Source organism: Arenibaculum pallidiluteum, from assembly GCF_017355985.1.
GTDB classification, from domain to species: domain Bacteria; phylum Pseudomonadota; class Alphaproteobacteria; order Azospirillales; family Azospirillaceae; genus Arenibaculum; species Arenibaculum pallidiluteum.
In genome coordinates this window covers 75,017-92,888 of sequence record NZ_JAFIQU010000008.1, presented here as the reverse complement: position 1 = coordinate 92,888, position 17,872 = coordinate 75,017, and the positions used below count along the sequence as shown (strand labels likewise).

Sequence of the window (17,872 nt, the reverse complement as noted above, 5' to 3'; positions counted from 1 at the left end):
GGCTCTGGACGGAACGGGGGACCGGAATGAAGGAAGAGGCGCGGCGCGAGGCGGCGAGGCTGATCGCGGATCTGCGGCTGCGGCGCGGCATCCGTCCGCCGCGCGGTGCGCTGCCGCCGGAGCTGCGCCCTGCCGACCTGGCCGAGGGCTACGCGGTCCAGGCAGAGGCCCGCGGGCTGATCGCAGCCGGGCTCGGCCGCCCTGCCGGTTGGAAGGTGGGATCGACCTCGCCGGGCATGCAGGCCTTCCTGGGCATTCCCTATCCCTGCGCGGGGACGCTCTATGCGAACAGGGTCCGGCGCGGCGAGGCGCGCGTGGCGCTGCAGGATTTCTTCCGCCTCGGCCTCGAATGCGAGGTGGCGGTGCGGCTCGGGCCCGGCATCGGCGGCGCCGAGCCTGAACCCGCGGCCCTGCTTCGCCATGTCGAGGCGGTGATGACCTCCATCGAGATCGTGGAGTGGCGCTGGGCCGAGGATGCGGAGGCGGGCGTCGCGACGCTCGTCGCCGACGACTTCTTCTCGGCCGGCTGCGTGCTGGGGCCGGACGCGGATCCCGTCTGCCTGGCCGGCGATGCGGGGTTTTCCGGGCGCATGCGCCTCGACGGGGTGGAGCGGCTGGCAGGCCCGGCCTCGGCGATCCTGGGCCATCCGCTGAGATCGCTGGCCTGGCTCGCGGAGCATCTGCGTGCACAGGGCACGCCGCTCGCGCCCGGCGAGGTGGTGACGCTGGGCGCGGTCGCCGCCCCCCTGGTCGTCGAGGCGCCCGGGCGGGTGGTCGCTTCCTTCGATGGGCTAGGCGAGGTAGCAGTGGTGGTCACTTGACCGCTTGGCCGCCGCGCACTTTCGCCGCGGCCGGGACTCGTCCGGGACTGGTCAAGATGGCGCCACCCTCAGGATTGGAGGCCAGGATGGAGATCCGCCCACCCGCCGGGTCGCCGACGCGCCGTGGCTCGTCCGGGTATTTCACGGGAACGGTCCTGCAGGATCTGATCATCGAGGCGCCGGAGCCGGCGCGGCTCCGTTCGTACCGGGTCACCTTCGAGCCCGGTGCGCGTACGGTCTGGCACACCATCCGCTGGGACAGGCGCTCCATGTGCTCGCGGGCTCGGGCCGGGTGCAGAGCTGGGGCCGACGCGTGCGCGAGATCCGCGCCGGCGATACCGTCTGGATCTCGCCCGGCGAGAAGCATTGGCACGGCGCGGCGCCGGAGACCGGCATAGCTCGACGGCGCCATGGTCGAATGGCTCGAGCCCGTGAGCGACGAGCATTACGCCGCCGCGCCGTCCTGACGGATCAGCTCGCGCTGCCGCGTCCTCCCGAGAAGGTCGCCACATGGGGGGCAACCCGCGCCGCGTTGCCAGACAGCCGCGTCCGATAGACCAGCGTCGCCTCCAGCACGCGCTGGACGTAGTTGCGGGTCTCCTTGTAGGGGATGCTCTCCACCCAGTCGGCGACGTCGATGCTGCGCTCGCGGGGATCGCCGAGCCAGTTGACCCAGCTCCGCACGCGGCCGGGGCCGGCATTGTAGGCTGCGGCGGCCATCAGGACGCTGCCGTCGTACTGGCGCAGCAGGTCGGCGAGGTAGGTGCTGCCGAGGCGCAGGTTGTGGGCGGGGTCCTGGTGCAGCGCCTTGGCCGAGTGCTTGGCGCCGATCCGCTTGGCCATGGCTGCCGCGGTGTCCGGCATGACCTGCATCAGCCCGGCGGCCCCGACGGGGCTGCGCGCCTGCGCTGCGAAGGAGCTTTCCTGGCGGATGATGGCATGCACCAGCGCCGGGTCGGCGCCCTGGATGCCCGTCTGGTTCGCGAGCGTAGGATAGCCGCTGCGGCCCAGCAGGTGCCCGTGGCGCGCTGCCTTGCGCGCCACGGCGATCTGGAGGTCGGTCCGGTCGATGGAGCGCGCCAGCGCTGCAACCAGCGTCAGCTCGGTCGGCGATTCCGCCTCCTCCATGGCGCGGCGGACGAACAGCGCGGCCTGGTCGCCGCGCCCGCGCCGGTCGAGGACGCGCGCGGCGATCGTCAGGTCCTTGCGCTCGAAGGCGGCCTCCTCCTGCGGCGTCGGGTCCGGGTCGCCCTCGTTCGGCAGGACGGCGGTGGGATCGAGCCTTACCAGGGCGAGCTGGCCGTGGAACAGGCCAGGCGAGCGCCCCGCCTGCTGGTACCAGCGGGCCGCCGCCTCCTTGTTGCCGAGGGCCTCCGCCGCGCGCCCGGCCCAATAGGAGGCCCGCACCTTCTCGAAGGCCATGGCGGCCGGGTCGGAGAAGGCGGCCTCGGCGTGCCGCAGCGCATCCGCATGATGGCCGAGCTGGGCGGTGGCGAGCCACGCCGCCATGAGCTGGGCCTGCACGTGGTCGCGTCCCTGGGCCAGGCGGTGGGCGTTCACGACCGCATAGGCGCGCCGGGCGTCGCCGCCCTCGAAGATGTCCCGCGCGGCTGCCTCCCGTTCGGACCACCACTGGTCCGGGCGGTCAGGATCCTGGGGCTGCTTGGCCAGGAGCTCGGCGGCCTCGTGGCTGTCGCCCTTCAGGCGGTGCCACCGGGCGCGCGCGAACAGAAGGCCGGGGTCGTCCTGGACCGCTGGCGGGAGCGCCGAGAGGATTCCCCTGGCATCGCCGCGGCCGGCCGCGAGGTCCAGCCGCGCGATCGCGAGCTGGCCATGGGCCGCGTCGACGAGACCGAGCATCCGCTTCGCAGCCTCCGTCTCGCCGTCCCAGACCAGACGGTCCAGCCGGCGGCGGTGCTCTGACGGGCGCAGGCGGTCGGCGAAGCGCGTCAGGAAGGACGCCTGCTCGGCGGAATCCAGGTCGCCCGCGACCCAGTGGTCGCGCAGCAGCGCGTCCGCCGCCGCCCGGTCGCCCGCTTCCTCCTGGGCCGCAGCCGCGCGGATCACGCCCGCCGTGGACACCGGCGGGTTCTTCTGGAAATAGGCGAGCACCCTGTCGGTCGGCCAGGCGCTCGGCAGCACCCGCTCCATGCGGGTACGCATGCGGATCTGGCCGGGCCAATGGTGATGAGCCGCCAGGAACTCGGCCATCTCCTCGAAATCGATTATGGCGCCGCTGCCCATCAGCAGGGTCCATATCGCCAGGTCCCGCTCCATCCGGGGCGACGCGGGCGCTGCGACGAGCGCCGCCGCCTTCGCGACCGTCTTCTTGGCCGGCGCCGGCGTCTTGGCCCCTGCACCCTTGGATGCGGCGGTCTTGGATGCGGCAGCCTTCGATTTCGCCGGCGCTTCGGCGGCATTGGCCATTCCCGGCGCGGTGGCCAGCAGGGTGGCGCAGAGCAGGGCGCGGGCCCACCGGTTCCCGAATCCCTTCACGGTCCTCATCCTCGTCACCCGACGTCCAGCCCAAGGCACCGGCACCGTCCCGCCCCGAGGGCAGGGCGGTGCCACCAATAATCATCACATACAATTCATTTCCGATTGGTCACCAGCAAGCCGGCCGATGCGGATAGGCTGGAAAGGCTTGGGGACCTGCGGCTGGGCGGGCTGCCGGGCCGGAGGGGCTGACCCTCAGCCGAGATGGGTGCCCAGGAAGTCGAGCGTGCGGCGGAGGGCCGTCTCGGCAGCATCGCGATCGTAGGAACCGCGCTGGTCGCAGTTGAAGCCGTGCCCTGCGGCGTAGAGATGGACCGGCAGGTCGGGATGGGCGCGGCGCAGGCTTTCGACGTCCGTCAGCGGGATCGCATGGTCCTGCTCGCCGAAATGCAGCATCACGGGGCAGCGCGGCGTCTCGTCCGCCAGCTTGGCGATGCCGCCGCCGTAGTAGGAGACCGCCGCCGAGAAGCCGTCCAGCCGCGTCGCCGTGGCCCAGGCCAGCAGGCCGCCCCAGCAGTAGCCCACCACCGCCGCCTTCAACCCGGGCTCGACGGCGCGCGCGGCAGCGATGTCGGCGAGCGCCTGGTCCAGCTCGATCCTGGAGCGGAGTTCGAGGCCCCGCTGGATGTCCGGCTGCTGATAGCCGAGTTCCACGGCGCGCTCCGCCCGGTCGAAGAGGGCAGGCGCCACGGCGGTCCAGCCCTCCTCGGCGAACCGGTCGCACACGCCGCGGATGTGGCTGTTCACGCCGAAGATCTCCTGGGCGACCACCACCAGCCCTCGCGGCTGACCGCCGGGATCGGCCCGGTAGGCGGAAAGGCGGTGCCCGTCCGCGGCGGTCAGCTCGATCCTCGTTCCCATGTTCGCGTCCTCGTTCGCCGGGCCGGTTGATTCCGGCCCCGTTCGCGCCAGATTGTAGTTAACGCAGTCTTTCCGTCCACGCCGGAGTCGTCCTTGCCGCCCACTCCGCTCGGGATCGCGGGCGCGATCCTGGCCCTGCTGCTCGTCCTCGCCGCCCCGGGGAACGCGGCCCCCGGGGCGGCGGGCGCGGCACCGGGGCAGGTCTCCCTGGACGGGCCCTGGCCCGAGGCCCGACCGGGCGCCGGCATCGAAGGGCAGGCCGTCACCTTCCCGAGCCGCTCGCCCTTCATGCCGGCCGACATGGCCGACCCCACCGCTGCGCCCGAGACGATGGCTATGGGGACGCTCTTCCTGCCGCCCGGCGACACGCCCGCGCGCTCTCTGGCCGCCGTCGTGCTGCTGCACGGGTCGGGGGGCGTGCTGGCGGCACGGGAACTGACCTACGGCGCCCAGCTCGCCCGCATGGGCGTCGCGGCCCTGGTGGTCGATTCCTTCGCCGCGCGCCGCGACCTCGCGACGGGGTTCGTGCAGCGCATCCTTGAGATCACCGAGAGCATGATCGTGGCCGACGCCTATGCGGGGCTGCGCTACCTCGCGGGATTGCCGACGGTCGATCCGGGCCGGGTGGCCCTGGTCGGCTTCTCCTACGGCGGCATGGCGGCGATGTACGCGCTGAACGCCGGCGTCGCCGGCCTGATGGCGCCGGACGGGCTGCGCTTTGCGGCGCACGCGTCCTTCTACGGGCCGTGCATCGCGCGCTTCGAGGATACGCGGACGACCGGGGCGCCGATGTTGATGTTGTGGGGCGATGCGGACGAGCTGATCGACGCCGCGCGCTGCGAAACCGTGGCCACGGAGATGCGTGAGGGCGGAAGCCGGGTCGAGACCCGCGTCTATGCCGGCGCGGTCCACCAGTGGGACGGGCCCTGGGGGCGACGGCCCACCGGACGGCTTCTGACGAACTGCCGCTTCGCGGTCGGTTCCGACGGCACGGTGCGCGACGAGAACACCGGCTTTCCCATGGCGGGGGCGCTGATGCGCAAGGCGCTGCTGGCGCTCTGCGTCGAGGACCGGCCCTACCAGATCGGCCGCGACGACGCCGTGCGCGCCCTGTCCACCCGGGATCTCGGCCGTTTCCTGGACGCGGCGATCGGCGGCTGAAGGGCGGTTTGGGCCGATCCCGCCCCAGGCGGTCCCGACCTAGTCGGGGATGACCGCCGTCGCCTCGATCTCGACCTTGGCCTCGGGCTCGACGAGGGAGACGACCTGCACCAGCGCCATGGCGGGGAAATGGGCGCCCATCACCGCGCGGTAGGCCTCGCCGACCTCGCGCTGCGCCTGCCGGTAGGCCGCCATGTCCGTCACGTACCAGGTCATGCGGGTCACGTGCTCGGGGCCGGCGCCCGCCTCGGCCAGCACGGCCGCGATGTTCCGAAGGGCCTGCAGGACCTGGCCAGGCAGGTCCGCGGCCGCGAAGCGCCCGGTTTGGTCCCAGCCGATCATGCCGCCGACGAAGACGGTCCGCCCGCGGGCCTCGATGCCGTTGGCGTAGCCGCGCGGGCGCGGCCAGCCCGCCGGCTGCAGGACGCGATGCACCGCCGGCGTCCGCGTGCCCTCATCCATGGGCGCTCTCCCTGCATTGCTCGCGATAACGCTCCAGCGCGGCGCGGAGATCGTCCGGGATCTCCATGGCGCGCTGGGTCTCGAGCGAGGTCGCGACGGTGACCAGCCGGCCGGCCAGGCGGACCTCCCCCGTGGGCTCGTGCTCGCCCAGGAAGCGCAGGCTGAGCGAGCTGCGGCCGATCCGTTCGACCATGATCCCCAGGGTCAGCGTCTCTCCCATGCGGCTCGGCCGCGCGAAGTCGCACTCGGCGTGGACGATCGGCATGCCCCGGCGCTGGCCGAGGATCCAGGATGCGTAGTCGATCCCCAGGCACTGGCTGAACCAGTCTTCGATAAGCCCGTTGAACATGTCGAAATAGACCGGGAAGTAGACGATCCCTGCCGGGTCGCAGTGCGAGAAGCGGATCAGCCGGCGGGCCCGGAAGGCGCCCTCGGGAAGCCGATCGGGCAGGGCGGAGGTCATCGGTTCAGCTTGCCTTTCGCTCAGGTTCCTGCAGCTCCCGCAGCCTGAAGCGCTGCACCTTGCCGCTTTCGGTACGCGGTAGCGCCTCCATGAACGCGATCGCGCGGGGATACTTATAAGGCGCGATCTGCTGTTTCGCGAAGTCCTGAAGCGCCTTTACGGTGGTGGCATCGGCGGACGTGCCCGGCCGCAGGACGACGAAGGCCTTCACGATCTGGCCGCGATCGGCGTCGGGAACGCCGACGACGGCGCATTCCTGCACGTCCGGATGCGCCAGCAGCGCCTCCTCGACCTCCGGCCCGGCGATGTTGTAGCCCGAGGATATGATCATCTCGTCGGTGCGCGCCTGGTACCAGAAGTAGCCGTCCTGATCCATGAGATAGGCGTCGCCCGTGATGTTCCAGCCGTTCCGGACATAGGACGACTGTCGATGGTCGGCGAGGTAGCGGCATCCCGTCGGGCCGCGCACGGCCAGCCGGCCGACATGGTTCGGCGGCAGCGGCGCGTCGTGCTCGTCCAGGATGCAGGCCTGGTAGCCCGGGATCGGTCGCCCGGTCGCCCCCGGGCGGATGTCGTCGCCCGCGGCCGAGATGAAGATGTGCAGCATCTCGGTCGCGCCGAGCCCGTCGATGATCCCGATGCCGGTCGCGTCCTTGAAGGCCTGCCAGGTCGGCAGGGGCAGCGTCTCGCCGGCCGATACGCAGCAGCGCAGGGACGAGGCGTCGTGCTCCGGCAGCAGCCGGAGCATCGCCCGGAAGCCGGTGGGGGAGGTAAAGCAGATGCTGGCCCGGTGCTCCTGGATCGCCTGGGCCAGCAGCGCGTCAGGGGTCGCCTTTTCGAGCAGCACCGTCGCCGCGCCGATGCGCATTGGGAAGGTCACGAGGCCGCCGAGACCGAAGGTGAAGGCGAGAGGCGGGCTGCCGCAGAAGATGTCGTCGGGGCTTGGCTTCAGGACGTATTTCGGAAAGCAGTCGCAGATCGCCAGCACGTCCCGGTGGAAGTGCATGGTTCCCTTGGGAACGCCGGTCGTCCCCGAGGTGAAGGCGATCAGGCACACGTCCTCGGCCGCCGTGTCGACGGCCGTGAATGTATCGGGCTTGGAGCGTGCCAGCGCCTCCAGTCCTGCAGGCGCCGAACGCGCCTCGCGCGCCTCGGGCGCCTCGCCGTTGAAGTACCGGATGGTCCGCAGGGTGGGCGCCGCCGGGCGCGCGGCCTCCAGCTCGGCGGCGAGGCGGGCGTCGCACAGCGCGAACTCGACGCGGGCCTTCTCGATCATCACCGCGAGCTCGCGGGCGCGCAGCAGCGGCATGGTGGCGACAGCGATGGCGCCGGCCTTCATCACCGCGAACCAGCAGGCGACCATCATGGGATTGTTGGCCGACCGCAGCAGGACGCGGCTGCCCGGCACCACGCCCATGTCCTCGGTCAGCACGTGAGCGATGCGGTTCGCCTCGGCCATCAGCCGCGCATAGGTCCACGTTTCCGCGGGAGTGATCAGGCAGCGCCTTCCGCCATGCCCGGCCGCCACCACGCGGTCCAGCAGCTCGACCCCGCAGTTCAGCCGGTCCGGGTATCGGAGCTCGGGCAGGTCAAAGACCATCGCCGGCCACTGGTCCCGCGGCGGCAGGTTGTCACGGGCGAAGGTGTCCACATGCGCGGTGTAGCCCTGCATCTCGTGCTCCCCTCTTCCGTGACGGTCATGTCCCCGGCCGGCCGGGTCCCCCGGTCGTCCGCGCCGACAGGAGCTGCCGGGCGATCACGACCCGCTGCACCTCCGAGGCGCCCTCGTAGATCCGCAACGGCCGGATCTCGCGGTACAAGGTCTCGACGACGGAATCCCGCACGACACCCAGCCCGCCCAGGAGCTGCAGCGCGCCGTCGACGACCCGCTGGGCGGCCTCGGTCGCGTAGAGCTTTGCCATGGCGGCCTCGCGGGTGACGCGGTCGGCGCCGGAATCCTTCGTCCAGGCGGCGCGGTAGACCAGCAGCGCCGCCGCATCCACCTCGGTCGCCATGTCGGCAAGCCTGTGCTGGCTCATCTGCAGGTCGCCGAGCACGCCGCCGAAGATCCTGCGCGTCGCGCAGCGCCCGACCGCCTCGTCCAGCGCGCGGCGGGCGAAGCCGAGCGCCGCGGCACCGACCGTGGAGCGGAAGACGTCCAGAGTCGCCATGGCGATGCGGAAGCCGTCGCCGGGCCGGCCTATCAGGTTGGCGGCGGGCACGCGGCAGGCCTCGAAGCGCAGCGTGGCCAGCGGGTGCGGGGCCGTCACCTCGATCCGCTCCGCAACTGTCAGGCCGGCGCTCCCCGCATCGACCATGAAGGCCGAAAGGCCCTTGGCGCCAGGGCCCTCGCCCGTGCGCGCGAAGACGACGTAGTGGTCCGCGATGCCGCCGTTGGAGATCCAGGTCTTTGTCCCGTCGATCACCCAGGAATCGCCATCCGGCCGGGCGGTGGTCGCGGTCGCCGCCACGTCCGAGCCCGCCTCCGGCTCCGAAAGGGCGAAGGCGGCGATGCTCAGCCCCTGGCGCACGGGCGGAAGATAGCGGTCCTTCTGCGCATCCGAGCCGAACAGCGTGACCGGCCCGGTCCCCAGGCCCTGCATGGCGAAGGCGAAATCGGCGAGGCCGGCATGCCGGGCCAGGATCTCGCGGGCGAGGCAGAGTGACCGCACATCCAGCCGGTCCCGCGCACCGCCATGGGACGCGGGAACCACGAGGCGCAGCCAGCCGGCCTCGCCGAGATCGCGGACCAGCGTCCGGCAGGCCACGTCCAGGTCCGCACCATGCGCCGGCTCCGTGCCGCCCGAGCCCGCCCAGTCTTCGAGCCACGCGGCGAGGTGGCGGTGCTCGTCCTCGAAGAAGGGCCAGGACAGGAAGCTGCGGTCGGGCATGTCAGTCGCCCTCGAAGACCGGGGCGCGCTTTTCCGCGAAGGCCTCGTAGGCCCGGCGGAAATCCCCCGTGGCCATGCAGATCGCCTGGGCCTGAGCCTCGGCCTCGATGGCCTCGTCCAGCGGCATGGACCATTCCTGGTGCAGCATGCGCTTTGTCATGCCGTGCGCGAAGCTGGGGCCGTCGGCGATGCGGCGCGCCATCTCCGTCGCCTCGGCCAGCAGCGCCGCAGGATCGCAGAGCCGGTTGTAGAAGCCCCAGCGCTCGGCCTCCGCCCCGTCCATGGACCGCCCGGTGTAGAGCAGCTCGGCCGCCCGGCCCTGGCCGATGATGCGCGGCAGGATCGCGCAGGCCCCCATGTCGCAGCCGGCCAGGCCGACGCGGGTGAAGAGGAAGGCGACCTTGCTGGCGGCCGTGCCGTAGCGGAGGTCCGAGGCCATGGCGATGATCGCGCCCGCGCCGGCGCAGACGCCGTCCACCGCCGCGACGATCGGCTGCGGGCAGGCGCGCATCGCCTTGACCAGGTCGCCCGTCATGCGCGTGAAGCGCAGCAGCTCGGGCATTGCCATCCTGGTCAGCGGGCCGATGATCTCGAAGACGTCCCCGCCCGAGCAGAAGTTGCCGCCGGCGCCTGTCACCACCACCGCCTTGATCTCCCCGTCCGAGGCGAGGGCGCGGAAGGTGTCGCGCAGCTCGGCGTAGGATTCGAAGGTCAGCGGGTTCTTCCTTTCGGGCCGGTTCAGCGTCACGGTCGCGACCTTGCCCTCGACCCGCCACAGGAAACGCCGGGCCCGATACGCCGCGAGAGGGGCTGCCGGGGCGGGCGCCGGGGATACGGGACCTGTGCCGTCGTCCTCGGGGAGCGGCCCGGGATCGGTCATGGCGTCTCCTCCCTTCGCAAGCTTGCGCGCACGGACCGCTTGGCCCGGCCGAGCAGATCCATGAGCTGCGCGATCTCGTCTGCGTCGAGCCCCGAAAAGAACCCCGCGATCCATGCCTCATGCGCCCGCGCCATCTCGGCAAAGGCCTGGCGTCCTCGGGGCGTCAGCCGGATCACGGCGGAGCGCCGGTCGCCGGGCGCGGCTTCGCGGCTGACCAGGCCTTCGGCAACCAGCCGGTCGGCGACCCCGGTGACGTTGCCGTTGGAGACCATCAGGCGGCGCGACAGGGCCCCCATGGTCAGCCCCTCGGGCGCCCGGTCCAGCGCCGCCATCATGTCGAAGCGGGGCAGGGTGACGGAGAAGCGGTCACGCAGCCGGCCGCGCACCTCGCCCTCGACCATGCTGGTGCAGGTCAGCAGGCGCAGCCACAGGCGCAGTTCGGGCTCGTGCCGCTCGGCCGCTGTCTCGTAGTCCGACGGGATCGCGCCCTCGGCCATCATCCGACCTCCCCGCCAGCGACGGCGATCGCCTGGCCAGTCAGGGCGTCCGTGCCGGGACCACACAGGAAGGCCACGGTCTCCGCCACCTCCTCGGGCCGGACCAGCCGGCCCTGTGGATTGGTGCGCGTAAGGTCGGCCAGGGCGGCCGCGCGCGTCCGTCCCGTCCGTTCGGCGATCCGGTCGACGGCCCCGCCGACCAGGTCCGTATCCGTGTAGCCCGGGCAGACCGCGTTGACGGTTACTCCGCTGCGCGCGGTCTCCAGCGCCAGCGCGCGCGTCAGCCCGATCACCCCGTGCTTGGCTGCCACATAGGCCGCGACATAGGGATAGCCCTTGAGGCCTGCGGTGCTGGCGACGGTCACGATGCGGCCCCAGCCTCGCTCGGTCATCGCGGGCAGGGCGAGCCGGCAGCCCGTGTAGACCGACGTCAGGTTCAGGGCGAGCATGGCGTCCCAATGGGACCGGTCCAGGGCGCGGAATGGCGCGGAGAGCGCGGCGCCCGCATTGTTCACCAGGATGTCGACGGGCCCGTTGACGTCCTCGGCCCTGGCGAAGGCGCGGGCAAGCGCCGCCTCGTCAGTGACGTCGGCCGCCACCGCGGTGCCGCCGATCGCGGCCGCAAGCCCCTCGATCGGCGCGGCGGTGCGGCCGACCAGCGTCACCCGCGCGCCCCGCGCAGCGAGCATCCGGGCGATCGCGGCCCCGATGCCGCGTCCGGCCCCGGTGACCAGCGCATGCCTCCCGCCCAGCGTCGCCGAGGATCCCTCCATGCGGCAGCTCCGTCCGCCGTAGATCTTTTAAGCCTAAAATATACGGAAGGGGCTGGCAAGCACGCGAAGGGCACGCGGGACGATTGCCGCGCGCACCGGTTGAAGTGACGAAGCGTGCCGCCGCCTAAGGCGGACCCGGCACGTCCACATCTACTGGAGGACTGCATGAAGACGACCGTTCTGAAGTCTGCCCTCGCTGCCAGTGCGGCCCTGTTCATCGCTGGCGCCGCGATGGCGCAGAGCAGCACCGGCGGCGCCACTGGCGGCAGCACCGGAGGCACCAGCAGCGAGACCTCGAGCCGCCCGACGACCCCGGGCGCCGCGACGGGCGCCACCGGCTCCGGGACGAGCCTGAACGGGACCACGGGCAGCAGCGCCACGGGGCAGTCGACGACGGGCAGCATCATCTCGGGCACGCAGAACGGCCAGGGCGAGACGGGTGCCCGCACGGGCACCGACACCTCGAGCGGCGGCGCCGCTGGCGGCGCGGGCAGCGGCGGTGCCTCGGGTGGCGCGTCCGGGGGTGGCGCGTCCGGGGGTGGTGCGTCCGGCGGCGCGGCCCGCTAACCCGGCCCAGCGCTTCCGACAGGTCCCGGCCCGGTCCGCTCCGGCGGTCCGGGCCGCTTCTTTTGCGGCCGGCGCCTATGGCCGCCCGGCGATCCGCCCATCCAGCTGGTCGTCCAGGCGCAGGGCGTTGGGTGCCGACAGCTTCAGCCGCGACGCGTCCATGCGCGCGACATGGCCGCGGCCCTCGTCGACGACGATCTCCCGTGGCTGGCCGTCGGGGGCGACTTCCACATCCTCGACCTCGCCCAGCCTTTCGCCCTGCGCATCAAGGACCGCCATCCCCAGCAGATCCTCGAGCCCAACGGGCGCCGCCGAGCTTCCGGTGTCGCCCAGCCGCGGGTCGGTGGGCGCCACCACGTCGGGCGAGGCGATGGAATCCTGCGGGGCGCAGGCATAGGCAGCACCGGCGCCGCAGCAGATGAAGGCCGCCGCAATGAGGGAAGTCCGGAGAGTGCTCCGCATGGCCGGCTCCGCGGGGGGAATCCTATCGAATCCAACAGCCTGCGGGCCACTTTGTCTTGTCCGCGCGGCCGGCGGCGATGCTCAGGCTGCGGCGGTCTGGGTCTCGCCCGTCGCTTCTGGCAGGTGGTGGCGCCGGACGTAGGGCCACATGGCGGCGACGAAGACGGCGTCCAGGGGAAGCACCGCGAAGACCTTGAAGTTGACCCAGGCGTCGAGAGGGAAGCTCCGCCAGACGGCCTCGTTCAGCACGGCCATGAAGGTCAGGAACAGCGCGACCCGGAGCGTCAGGCCCCGCCATCCGGACGGGGTCAAGGACAGGGCGTCCCCGAAGACCATCTGCATCAGCGGTCGTCCGGTGGCGACCGCGTAGAAGGCCGCCGATGCGAACAGGCCGTTCACGATGGTCGGACGGATGAGGATGAACATCTGGGCATCGAGCGCCAGCGTCAGCCCGCCGAAGACCAGGACCAGGACGGTGCCGATCAGGGGCAGCAGCGGCAGCTTCCCCTCGCGCCGGTAGGAGATCAGCGCCGCCAGCAACGTGACGCCCATGTAGGCGCCGGTCGCCGCGAATATCCCGGCATGCTGGTAGGCCGTGAAGAACACGAGCAGCGGCCCGATCTCGAGCGCGAGCTTCCAGAGCACCGGCCCCACGGCGAAACGGTGCCTGCGCGGTGCTGCCGCCGAGTGGGCTGCCGTGGCGATCGGCTGCGTCATGACGAGCTTAACGCCCGAGCCGGGCCCGCGTTCCGGGTGCTGACGATCAGGCGGCGCGACCATTCCGGGTGCGCTCCGATCGCGCCGGGCCGCAGGACTTGCAACTGCCGGGGTCTTGGGGTAAGCGCCCCAGGCGGGGCCGGCAGGCCGAATCCGGTCCCGCGCCGCCGATCTTCCGGCGGCCGCCTATGAACCGCCCGGGATGCCCCATGTCCGAGACCGACCCTGCAGCCCCGTACACGCTGGCCGTCTACAACCACAAGGGCGGCGTGGGCAAGACAACGGCCTCGCTGAACCTTGCCGTCTGCCTCGCCGCCGCCGGGTTCCGCTGCCTGCTTGTCGATCTCGACCCCCAGCAGAGCAGCACCACGATCCTGGCGCGCAGCGGGACCTCGCCGAACCTGGTCGACGTGATGCGGCGGACGGCGGTGATCGACGACGCCGCGCACCAAACGCCCGTCGAGAACCTGTGGATCATCCCGGCGACACGGTCGCTGACCCTGCTGGAGAGCGGGCTGGACGAGCGCATCCGCCCGAACCAGGGCCTTCGGACCATCCTGTCCTTCTCGCAGCGGCGCTTCGACTTCATCGTGATCGACTGCCCCCCGGCCATGGGGCTGCTTTCGATCAACGCGCTGGTGGCGGCGGATTCCGTGGTGATCCCGACGACCTCGGGCGCCTTCTCGCTCCAGGGCGTGCACCGGACCAACGAGACGGTGACCGCGCTGCGCGGCGGCATCGCGCCCTGGCTCGGCGTCCTCGGCATCGTGATCACGCTGTTCGAAGGTTCGCAGCGCGACCGGCAGGTCGTCGGCGAGCTGACCAGCGGCTTTCCGGGGCAGGTCTTCCGGAACCGCATCCGTTTCGACCCCGAGGTCCAGAAGGCCGAGGTGAAGCGCCAGCCGGTCGGCGTCTTCAACCCGATGGCGCCAGCCACCCGCGACTATGCACAGCTGACCGCCGAGATCGTCGGACGGCTGCACCGGCTGCGCAAGCTCGGCGACGGCGAGTTTTCCTTCGAGGAGGTCGCGGCGCGCATCGAGGCGAACCTGGTCCGGCCCGATTTCGCCCGGCTCGACGATGCCGGGCCGCCGGTGGAGTCTCCGGCGCCCGAGGCCGCCGAGCCCGAGCGCAAGCGCGACGGCGCTTCCGCCGCGAAGGCGCGGGCGGGCATCGGCGGGATTGCCGCCGGGTTCCTCGCGGGGTTCCTGTGCGGCGGCGCGGTTGGCCTGCTGGTCGGGCCCCGGGCGCTGGCGGTGCTGACGGCGGCGCTCGGCTGAATCCGGCCGGGGGTTGACGCAGGTCAAGCTCCCGGTGCCGCGATCGTGCTCTGGTGCGGGTGATCGAATCCTCCCGCTGCCGCAGGGTGCGTCGCCGTGTCCGTTCCAGCCTCGTCCAGCCCCGCCGCCCCCGCGCTCTACGCAAGCCGCACCAAGATCTTCCCCAAGGCCGTCGACGGCTTCTACCGGCGGCTGAAATGGGCGCTGCTCTGGCTGCTGCTCGCGGTGTACTACGTGGCGCCCTGGGTCCGTTGGGACCGCGGGCCGGACGCGCCGAGTCAGGCGATCCTGGTGGATCTCGAGCAGGGGCGGCTCTTCTTCTTCATGATCGAGATCTGGCCCCAGGAGGTGTACTACCTGACCGGCCTGCTGATCCTGGCCGCGGTCGCCCTGTTCCTGGCGACGTCGCTGGCAGGGCGTGTCTGGTGCGGGTACGCCTGTCCCCAGACGGTCTGGACCGACCTGTTCCTGTGGGTCGAGCGCAAGATCGAGGGCGACCGTGCCGCGCAGATCCGCCTCGACCGGGCGCCCATGAGCGTCGGAAAGGCCGTGCGCAAGGTCGCCAAGCACACGGCCTGGCTGGTGATCAGCCTGCTGACCGGCGGCGCATGGGTGATGTACTTCACCGACGCGCCGAGCCTGCCTCACGACATCATTGCGGGCCAGGTGCCGATGACGCTGCTGTTCTTCGTCGGCCTGTTCACCTCGACGACGTACCTGCTGGCGGGGTGGGCGCGCGAGCAGGTCTGCGCCTACATGTGCCCCTGGCCGCGCATTCAGAGTGCCATGCTCGACGAGCACAGCCTCGTCGTCACCTACCAGGCCTGGCGCGGCGACGAGCGCGGCCCGCGGCGCAAGTCCGAGAGCTGGGAGGATCGCAGCGCCCGCGGCCTCGGCGATTGCGTGGACTGTTCCCAGTGCGTCCAGGTCTGCCCGATGGGCATCGACATCCGCGAGGGCGCGAACGCCGACTGCATCAACTGCGGCCTTTGCGTCGATGCCTGCGCGCCGATCATGGACGCCGTCGGCCGGCCGCGCGGCCTGATTGCATACGACACGCTCGCGAATTCGGCCGCCCGTGCCGAGGGGCGGCCGACGCGGTGGACGCCATTCCGACCGCGCACCATCGTCTATGCGCTGATGATCGTGGTCATCGCGGCAGTCATGGGCGGCACGCTCCTGCTGCGCCCGCGCCTCGACATCTCGGTCCAGCGCGACCGCGCACCGCTCTTCGTCCAGCTCTCGGATGGCTCGATCCGCAACGGCTACACCGTGAAGATCAGCAACATGACCCGGCAGCCGCGCCGGTACGAGCTGGCCGTCGAGGGGCTCGCCGACGCCCGGATCCATGTCGCCGGCGACGACGCGGCCGGGGCGACGGTGCTCGCGGCGCGGCCCGATTCCGTCGCGACTTTCCGCGTCACGGTCGATGTTCCGCGTGAGGTGGCGGCCTCCGCCTCGGCTCCGCTGGACTTCGTGCTGGTGGACCACGAACGTCGCGAACGCGCGGTCTATGGAAGCGTCTTCATGGCCCCGGACGGACCGCGCCGCTGAAGGGAGGGCGCCGACGGCGGGCCGCGCCGGCAGGACGGGCATTGCGTACCGATTGGCGTTGTATGCCGCCGTGCCGCCCCCCATATTGACGGAGTCGAAGTGCTCTGGGGTATGCGCTCTCCAGCCCGCTCGGGTCTGGGTCTCTTCCCGAAGTGATTTGATGCTGTCCGCATGTCGCGGGGCAGCAACGCCAGAAAGGGAACAGACCCATGGCCAACGGTATCGTGAAGTGGTTCAACTCCACCAAGGGCTTCGGCTTCATCCAGCCGGAAGACGGCTCGGCTGACGTCTTCGTCCACATCTCCGCGGTCGAGCGTGCCGGTCTCGGCAATCTCAACGAGGGCCAGAGGCTGTCGTTCGAGGCCGTGCGTGATCCCCGGCGGGGCAAGGTGTCGGCCGAGAACCTCCGCGCGCTCTGAGTGGCGCCGGTAGGATCGGAGAGGGCGGCTTCTGCCGCCCTTTTTTTCACGTCGCCCGCGCCGCGGCCGGCAGGCCGGCGCCCGAGCTTCCCCGGCAACTGCTTCATCGGAGACGCAGCGATGGCCTTCAGGCCCAACTACAACCAGCAGCGCGCCGATCGGAACCGGGTGAAGGAACAGCGCAAGCAGGACAGGCTGCAGCGCAAGGAGGCCGAGGCCGTGCGGCGCAGGACCGAAGGTCCCGAAGCGTCGGGCGGCGAAGACGCGGCCCCGGACTCCATTCCCGACAAGGACCCAGAATGAGCGGCTTCAAGAATCCAGGTTTCAACGACCGCCTGAGCGCGGCCGCCAATGCCCGCAAGGCGCAGTTGGCGAAATTCCATGCCAGGCCGGAGATCACGGATCCCGGCTTTGCGGAACGGCAGGCCGAGCGCCAGGCGCTTCGCGCGGAGCGCGATCTCCGCATCGCCGCCCGCATGGCCGAGCGCGAGGCCGAGAAGGCGCGGGCAGCTGCCGAGGAGGCGGCGCGCCTTGCCGCCGAGGAGGCCGCCCGGGTCGCGGCCGAAGCGATGGCTGCCCAGGAAGCCGCGGAACGCGCCGCGCGCGAGGTGGCCCTGGAGGCCGAGCGCAAGGCCGCCCGCGACGCCCGCTATGCCGCCCGCAAGGCGCGCCAGCGCTGAAGCGGGACAGGCACTCCGGACCGCTCCGGTTCGGCGCGAAAAAACCACAAGGCCCGGCGGATAGCTCCGCCGGGCCTTTCCTTATGCCGGGGCCGCCGGGGGAAGGCTTCAGGCGCCCTCGGCCAGGCTCGCAACGGTCTCGGGGTCGCAGAGCGCGATCTTGTTGCCGTCGAGCAGCCGGATCGTGCCGGCCGTCTTCAGCTTGGTGATGGTGCGCGAGACGGTCTCGATGGTCAGGCCAAGATAGTCCGCAATGTCGGCCCGGCTCATGGGCACATGCAGCCGCGCCGGGTCCTTGCCCTGCCGCGCCCGGCGACGCGACAGCATCGTCAGGAACGAGCAGATCTTCTCGACCGCGTTCTTGCGGCCCAGCAGCAGCATCTGGTCCTGGGCGGCGATCAGCTCCTCGGCGGTGACGACCAGCAGGCGCTGGCGCAGCGCGGGGTGCTCGTCCATCACGGCGTCGACCCGCGAGCGGGACATGCGCCGGACGGTCGCCACCGTGACCGCCTCGGCCGTGTAGAGGTAGGTGTCGCCGAAGGCCAGGCCGAAGAAATCGCCGGCCTGAAGAAAGCCGACGATCTGGCGCCGGCCGTCGGGCAGCAGCTTGTGGATGCGGACGACGCCGTCGACCAGGCGGAACAGCGCGTCGGCCGAGCCGCCCTGGTGGAAGATCGCGATATCGCGGTCGACGACCGAAGTGGTGGCGATGGCATCCAGGGGATCGGCTTCGGGCCGGCTGGACGGGAAGGGCAGGACGCGAGCCATCGCCGCCGGGAACGGCATGGGCGGGCGTGCCAGGGTCGGGGCTGCGTGCATCGCTGCGCTGGGTGCCATCTGTCTATTCTCCCGGCCCTGGCGACGGGCCGATCCCGTCATCGTTTCTGG

The 17,872-nt window shown here is 71.5% G+C and carries 20 protein-coding genes; 8 read left to right on the top strand and 12 right to left on the bottom strand.

What is annotated here, in order from left to right; genetic code table 11:
• Window positions 1-26: 26 nt before the first annotated feature.
• Window positions 27-821 carry a 2-keto-4-pentenoate hydratase gene (locus JUB13_RS17400; RefSeq protein ID WP_207481225.1) on the top strand — a complete coding sequence of 265 codons (795 nt, stop codon included), beginning with the start codon at window positions 27-29 and terminating at the stop codon, window positions 819-821.
• Between the two features lie 471 nt (window positions 822-1,292).
• Here JUB13_RS17400 and JUB13_RS32075 read toward each other — a convergent pair whose 3' ends face one another.
• On the bottom strand, window positions 1,293-3,317 hold the full coding sequence (locus tag JUB13_RS32075) for a lytic transglycosylase domain-containing protein (protein WP_207481210.1): 2,025 nt from the start codon (window positions 3,315-3,317) through the stop codon (window positions 1,293-1,295).
• Between the two features lie 195 nt (window positions 3,318-3,512).
• A complete protein-coding gene (locus JUB13_RS17390) occupies window positions 3,513-4,178 on the bottom strand; it encodes a dienelactone hydrolase family protein (protein ID WP_207481208.1) in 666 nt (221 codons plus the stop codon).
• A gap of 93 nt (window positions 4,179-4,271) precedes the next feature.
• Between JUB13_RS17390 and JUB13_RS17385 the strand changes: the two genes are divergently transcribed.
• Window positions 4,272-5,339, top strand: coding sequence for a dienelactone hydrolase family protein (locus JUB13_RS17385; RefSeq protein ID WP_236025022.1), 1,068 nt, complete (start codon window positions 4,272-4,274; stop codon window positions 5,337-5,339).
• A 39-nt stretch (window positions 5,340-5,378) separates the two neighbouring features.
• Here JUB13_RS17385 and JUB13_RS17380 read toward each other — a convergent pair whose 3' ends face one another.
• The 7 genes from JUB13_RS17380 to JUB13_RS17350 are packed head-to-tail and all read right to left on the bottom strand — an operon-like array spanning window position 5,379 to window position 11,305.
• On the bottom strand, window positions 5,379-5,801 hold the full coding sequence (locus JUB13_RS17380; protein ID WP_211115581.1) for a RidA family protein: 423 nt from the start codon (window positions 5,799-5,801) through the stop codon (window positions 5,379-5,381).
• Window positions 5,794-6,264 (bottom strand): acyl-CoA thioesterase, encoded by a 471-nt coding sequence (locus JUB13_RS17375; RefSeq protein ID WP_207481205.1) that lies wholly within the window; start codon window positions 6,262-6,264, stop codon window positions 5,794-5,796. Before JUB13_RS17375 ends, JUB13_RS17380 begins: the two co-directional genes overlap by 8 nt.
• A 4-nt stretch (window positions 6,265-6,268) precedes the next feature.
• The gene (locus JUB13_RS17370) at window positions 6,269-7,936 is read right to left on the bottom strand and encodes an AMP-binding protein (RefSeq protein WP_207481203.1); all 1,668 of its coding nucleotides are present in this window, start codon (window positions 7,934-7,936) and stop codon (window positions 6,269-6,271) included.
• 25 nt (window positions 7,937-7,961) lie between these two features.
• Window positions 7,962-9,155: an acyl-CoA dehydrogenase family protein gene (locus JUB13_RS17365; RefSeq protein WP_207481201.1), complete on the bottom strand. Its 1,194-nt coding sequence runs from the start codon at window positions 9,153-9,155 to the stop codon at window positions 7,962-7,964.
• A 1-nt stretch (window position 9,156) separates the two neighbouring features.
• A complete protein-coding gene (locus tag JUB13_RS17360) occupies window positions 9,157-10,035 on the bottom strand; it encodes an enoyl-CoA hydratase family protein (protein WP_207481199.1) in 879 nt (292 codons plus the stop codon).
• Complete coding sequence (locus JUB13_RS17355; RefSeq protein WP_236025021.1) at window positions 10,032-10,535, bottom strand: MarR family winged helix-turn-helix transcriptional regulator; 504 nt, start codon at window positions 10,533-10,535, stop codon at window positions 10,032-10,034. The genes JUB13_RS17360 and JUB13_RS17355 overlap by 4 nt, the downstream gene beginning before the upstream one ends.
• Window positions 10,532-11,305, bottom strand: coding sequence for an SDR family NAD(P)-dependent oxidoreductase (locus JUB13_RS17350; protein ID WP_207481197.1), 774 nt, complete (start codon window positions 11,303-11,305; stop codon window positions 10,532-10,534). The genes JUB13_RS17355 and JUB13_RS17350 overlap by 4 nt, the downstream gene beginning before the upstream one ends.
• Window positions 11,306-11,470: 165 nt before the next feature.
• Here JUB13_RS17350 and JUB13_RS17345 point away from each other — a divergent pair, with 165 nt between their 5' ends.
• A complete protein-coding gene (locus JUB13_RS17345; protein WP_207481195.1) occupies window positions 11,471-11,872 on the top strand; it encodes a hypothetical protein in 402 nt (133 codons plus the stop codon).
• 75 nt (window positions 11,873-11,947) lie between these two features.
• Here the strand turns inward: JUB13_RS17345 and JUB13_RS17340 are convergent, their stop codons facing one another.
• Window positions 11,948-12,334, bottom strand: a complete 387-nt coding sequence (locus tag JUB13_RS17340) for a PRC-barrel domain-containing protein (protein WP_207481193.1) — start codon at window positions 12,332-12,334, stop codon at window positions 11,948-11,950.
• Between the two features lie 81 nt (window positions 12,335-12,415).
• Complete coding sequence (locus tag JUB13_RS17335) at window positions 12,416-13,051, bottom strand: septation protein A (protein ID WP_207481191.1); 636 nt, start codon at window positions 13,049-13,051, stop codon at window positions 12,416-12,418.
• Between the two features lie 209 nt (window positions 13,052-13,260).
• On the opposite strand from JUB13_RS17335, the gene JUB13_RS17330 reads away from it, so the two are divergent.
• The 5 genes from JUB13_RS17330 (at window position 13,261) to JUB13_RS17310 (ending at window position 16,984) form a co-directional block, all read left to right on the top strand.
• A complete protein-coding gene (locus tag JUB13_RS17330) occupies window positions 13,261-14,331 on the top strand; it encodes a ParA family protein (RefSeq protein ID WP_207481189.1) in 1,071 nt (356 codons plus the stop codon).
• Window positions 14,332-14,427: 96 nt separating this feature from the next.
• Window positions 14,428-15,885 carry a cytochrome c oxidase accessory protein CcoG gene (ccoG, locus tag JUB13_RS17325; RefSeq protein WP_207481188.1) on the top strand — a complete coding sequence of 486 codons (1,458 nt, stop codon included), beginning with the start codon at window positions 14,428-14,430 and terminating at the stop codon, window positions 15,883-15,885.
• A 209-nt stretch (window positions 15,886-16,094) separates the two neighbouring features.
• The gene (locus JUB13_RS17320; RefSeq protein WP_207481187.1) at window positions 16,095-16,304 is read left to right on the top strand and encodes a cold-shock protein; all 210 of its coding nucleotides are present in this window, start codon (window positions 16,095-16,097) and stop codon (window positions 16,302-16,304) included.
• A gap of 120 nt (window positions 16,305-16,424) precedes the next feature.
• Window positions 16,425-16,607, top strand: a complete 183-nt coding sequence (locus tag JUB13_RS17315; RefSeq protein WP_207481186.1) for a hypothetical protein — start codon at window positions 16,425-16,427, stop codon at window positions 16,605-16,607.
• Window positions 16,604-16,984 (top strand): DUF6481 family protein, encoded by a 381-nt coding sequence (locus tag JUB13_RS17310; RefSeq protein WP_207481185.1) that lies wholly within the window; start codon window positions 16,604-16,606, stop codon window positions 16,982-16,984. Before JUB13_RS17315 ends, JUB13_RS17310 begins: the two co-directional genes overlap by 4 nt.
• A gap of 108 nt (window positions 16,985-17,092) precedes the next feature.
• On the opposite strand, the gene JUB13_RS17305 is transcribed toward JUB13_RS17310, so the two are convergent.
• Entirely contained in the window at window positions 17,093-17,821 is a 729-nt protein-coding gene (locus tag JUB13_RS17305) for a helix-turn-helix domain-containing protein (RefSeq protein WP_207481184.1), read from the bottom strand.
• Between the last annotated feature and the right edge of the window lie 51 nt (window positions 17,822-17,872).

Coding starts and splice junctions, on each gene's coding strand:
- JUB13_RS17400 (WP_207481225.1), top strand. CDS start 27: ATGAAGGAAGAGGCGCGGCGCGAGGCGGCGAGGCTGATCGCGGATCTG.
- JUB13_RS17390 (WP_207481208.1), bottom strand. CDS start 4,178: ATGGGAACGAGGATCGAGCTGACCGCCGCGGACGGGCACCGCCTTTCC.
- JUB13_RS17380 (WP_211115581.1), bottom strand. CDS start 5,801: ATGGATGAGGGCACGCGGACGCCGGCGGTGCATCGCGTCCTGCAGCCG.
- JUB13_RS17375 (WP_207481205.1), bottom strand. CDS start 6,264: ATGACCTCCGCCCTGCCCGATCGGCTTCCCGAGGGCGCCTTCCGGGCC.
- JUB13_RS17370 (WP_207481203.1), bottom strand. CDS start 7,936: ATGCAGGGCTACACCGCGCATGTGGACACCTTCGCCCGTGACAACCTG.
- JUB13_RS17365 (WP_207481201.1), bottom strand. CDS start 9,155: ATGCCCGACCGCAGCTTCCTGTCCTGGCCCTTCTTCGAGGACGAGCAC.
- JUB13_RS17360 (WP_207481199.1), bottom strand. CDS start 10,035: ATGACCGATCCCGGGCCGCTCCCCGAGGACGACGGCACAGGTCCCGTA.
- JUB13_RS17355 (WP_236025021.1), bottom strand. CDS start 10,535: ATGATGGCCGAGGGCGCGATCCCGTCGGACTACGAGACAGCGGCCGAG.
- JUB13_RS17350 (WP_207481197.1), bottom strand. CDS start 11,305: ATGGAGGGATCCTCGGCGACGCTGGGCGGGAGGCATGCGCTGGTCACC.
- JUB13_RS17345 (WP_207481195.1), top strand. CDS start 11,471: ATGAAGACGACCGTTCTGAAGTCTGCCCTCGCTGCCAGTGCGGCCCTG.
- JUB13_RS17340 (WP_207481193.1), bottom strand. CDS start 12,334: ATGCGGAGCACTCTCCGGACTTCCCTCATTGCGGCGGCCTTCATCTGC.
- JUB13_RS17335 (WP_207481191.1), bottom strand. CDS start 13,051: ATGACGCAGCCGATCGCCACGGCAGCCCACTCGGCGGCAGCACCGCGC.
- JUB13_RS17330 (WP_207481189.1), top strand. CDS start 13,261: ATGTCCGAGACCGACCCTGCAGCCCCGTACACGCTGGCCGTCTACAAC.
- JUB13_RS17320 (WP_207481187.1), top strand. CDS start 16,095: ATGGCCAACGGTATCGTGAAGTGGTTCAACTCCACCAAGGGCTTCGGC.
- JUB13_RS17315 (WP_207481186.1), top strand. CDS start 16,425: ATGGCCTTCAGGCCCAACTACAACCAGCAGCGCGCCGATCGGAACCGG.
- JUB13_RS17310 (WP_207481185.1), top strand. CDS start 16,604: ATGAGCGGCTTCAAGAATCCAGGTTTCAACGACCGCCTGAGCGCGGCC.
- JUB13_RS17305 (WP_207481184.1), bottom strand. CDS start 17,821: ATGGCACCCAGCGCAGCGATGCACGCAGCCCCGACCCTGGCACGCCCG.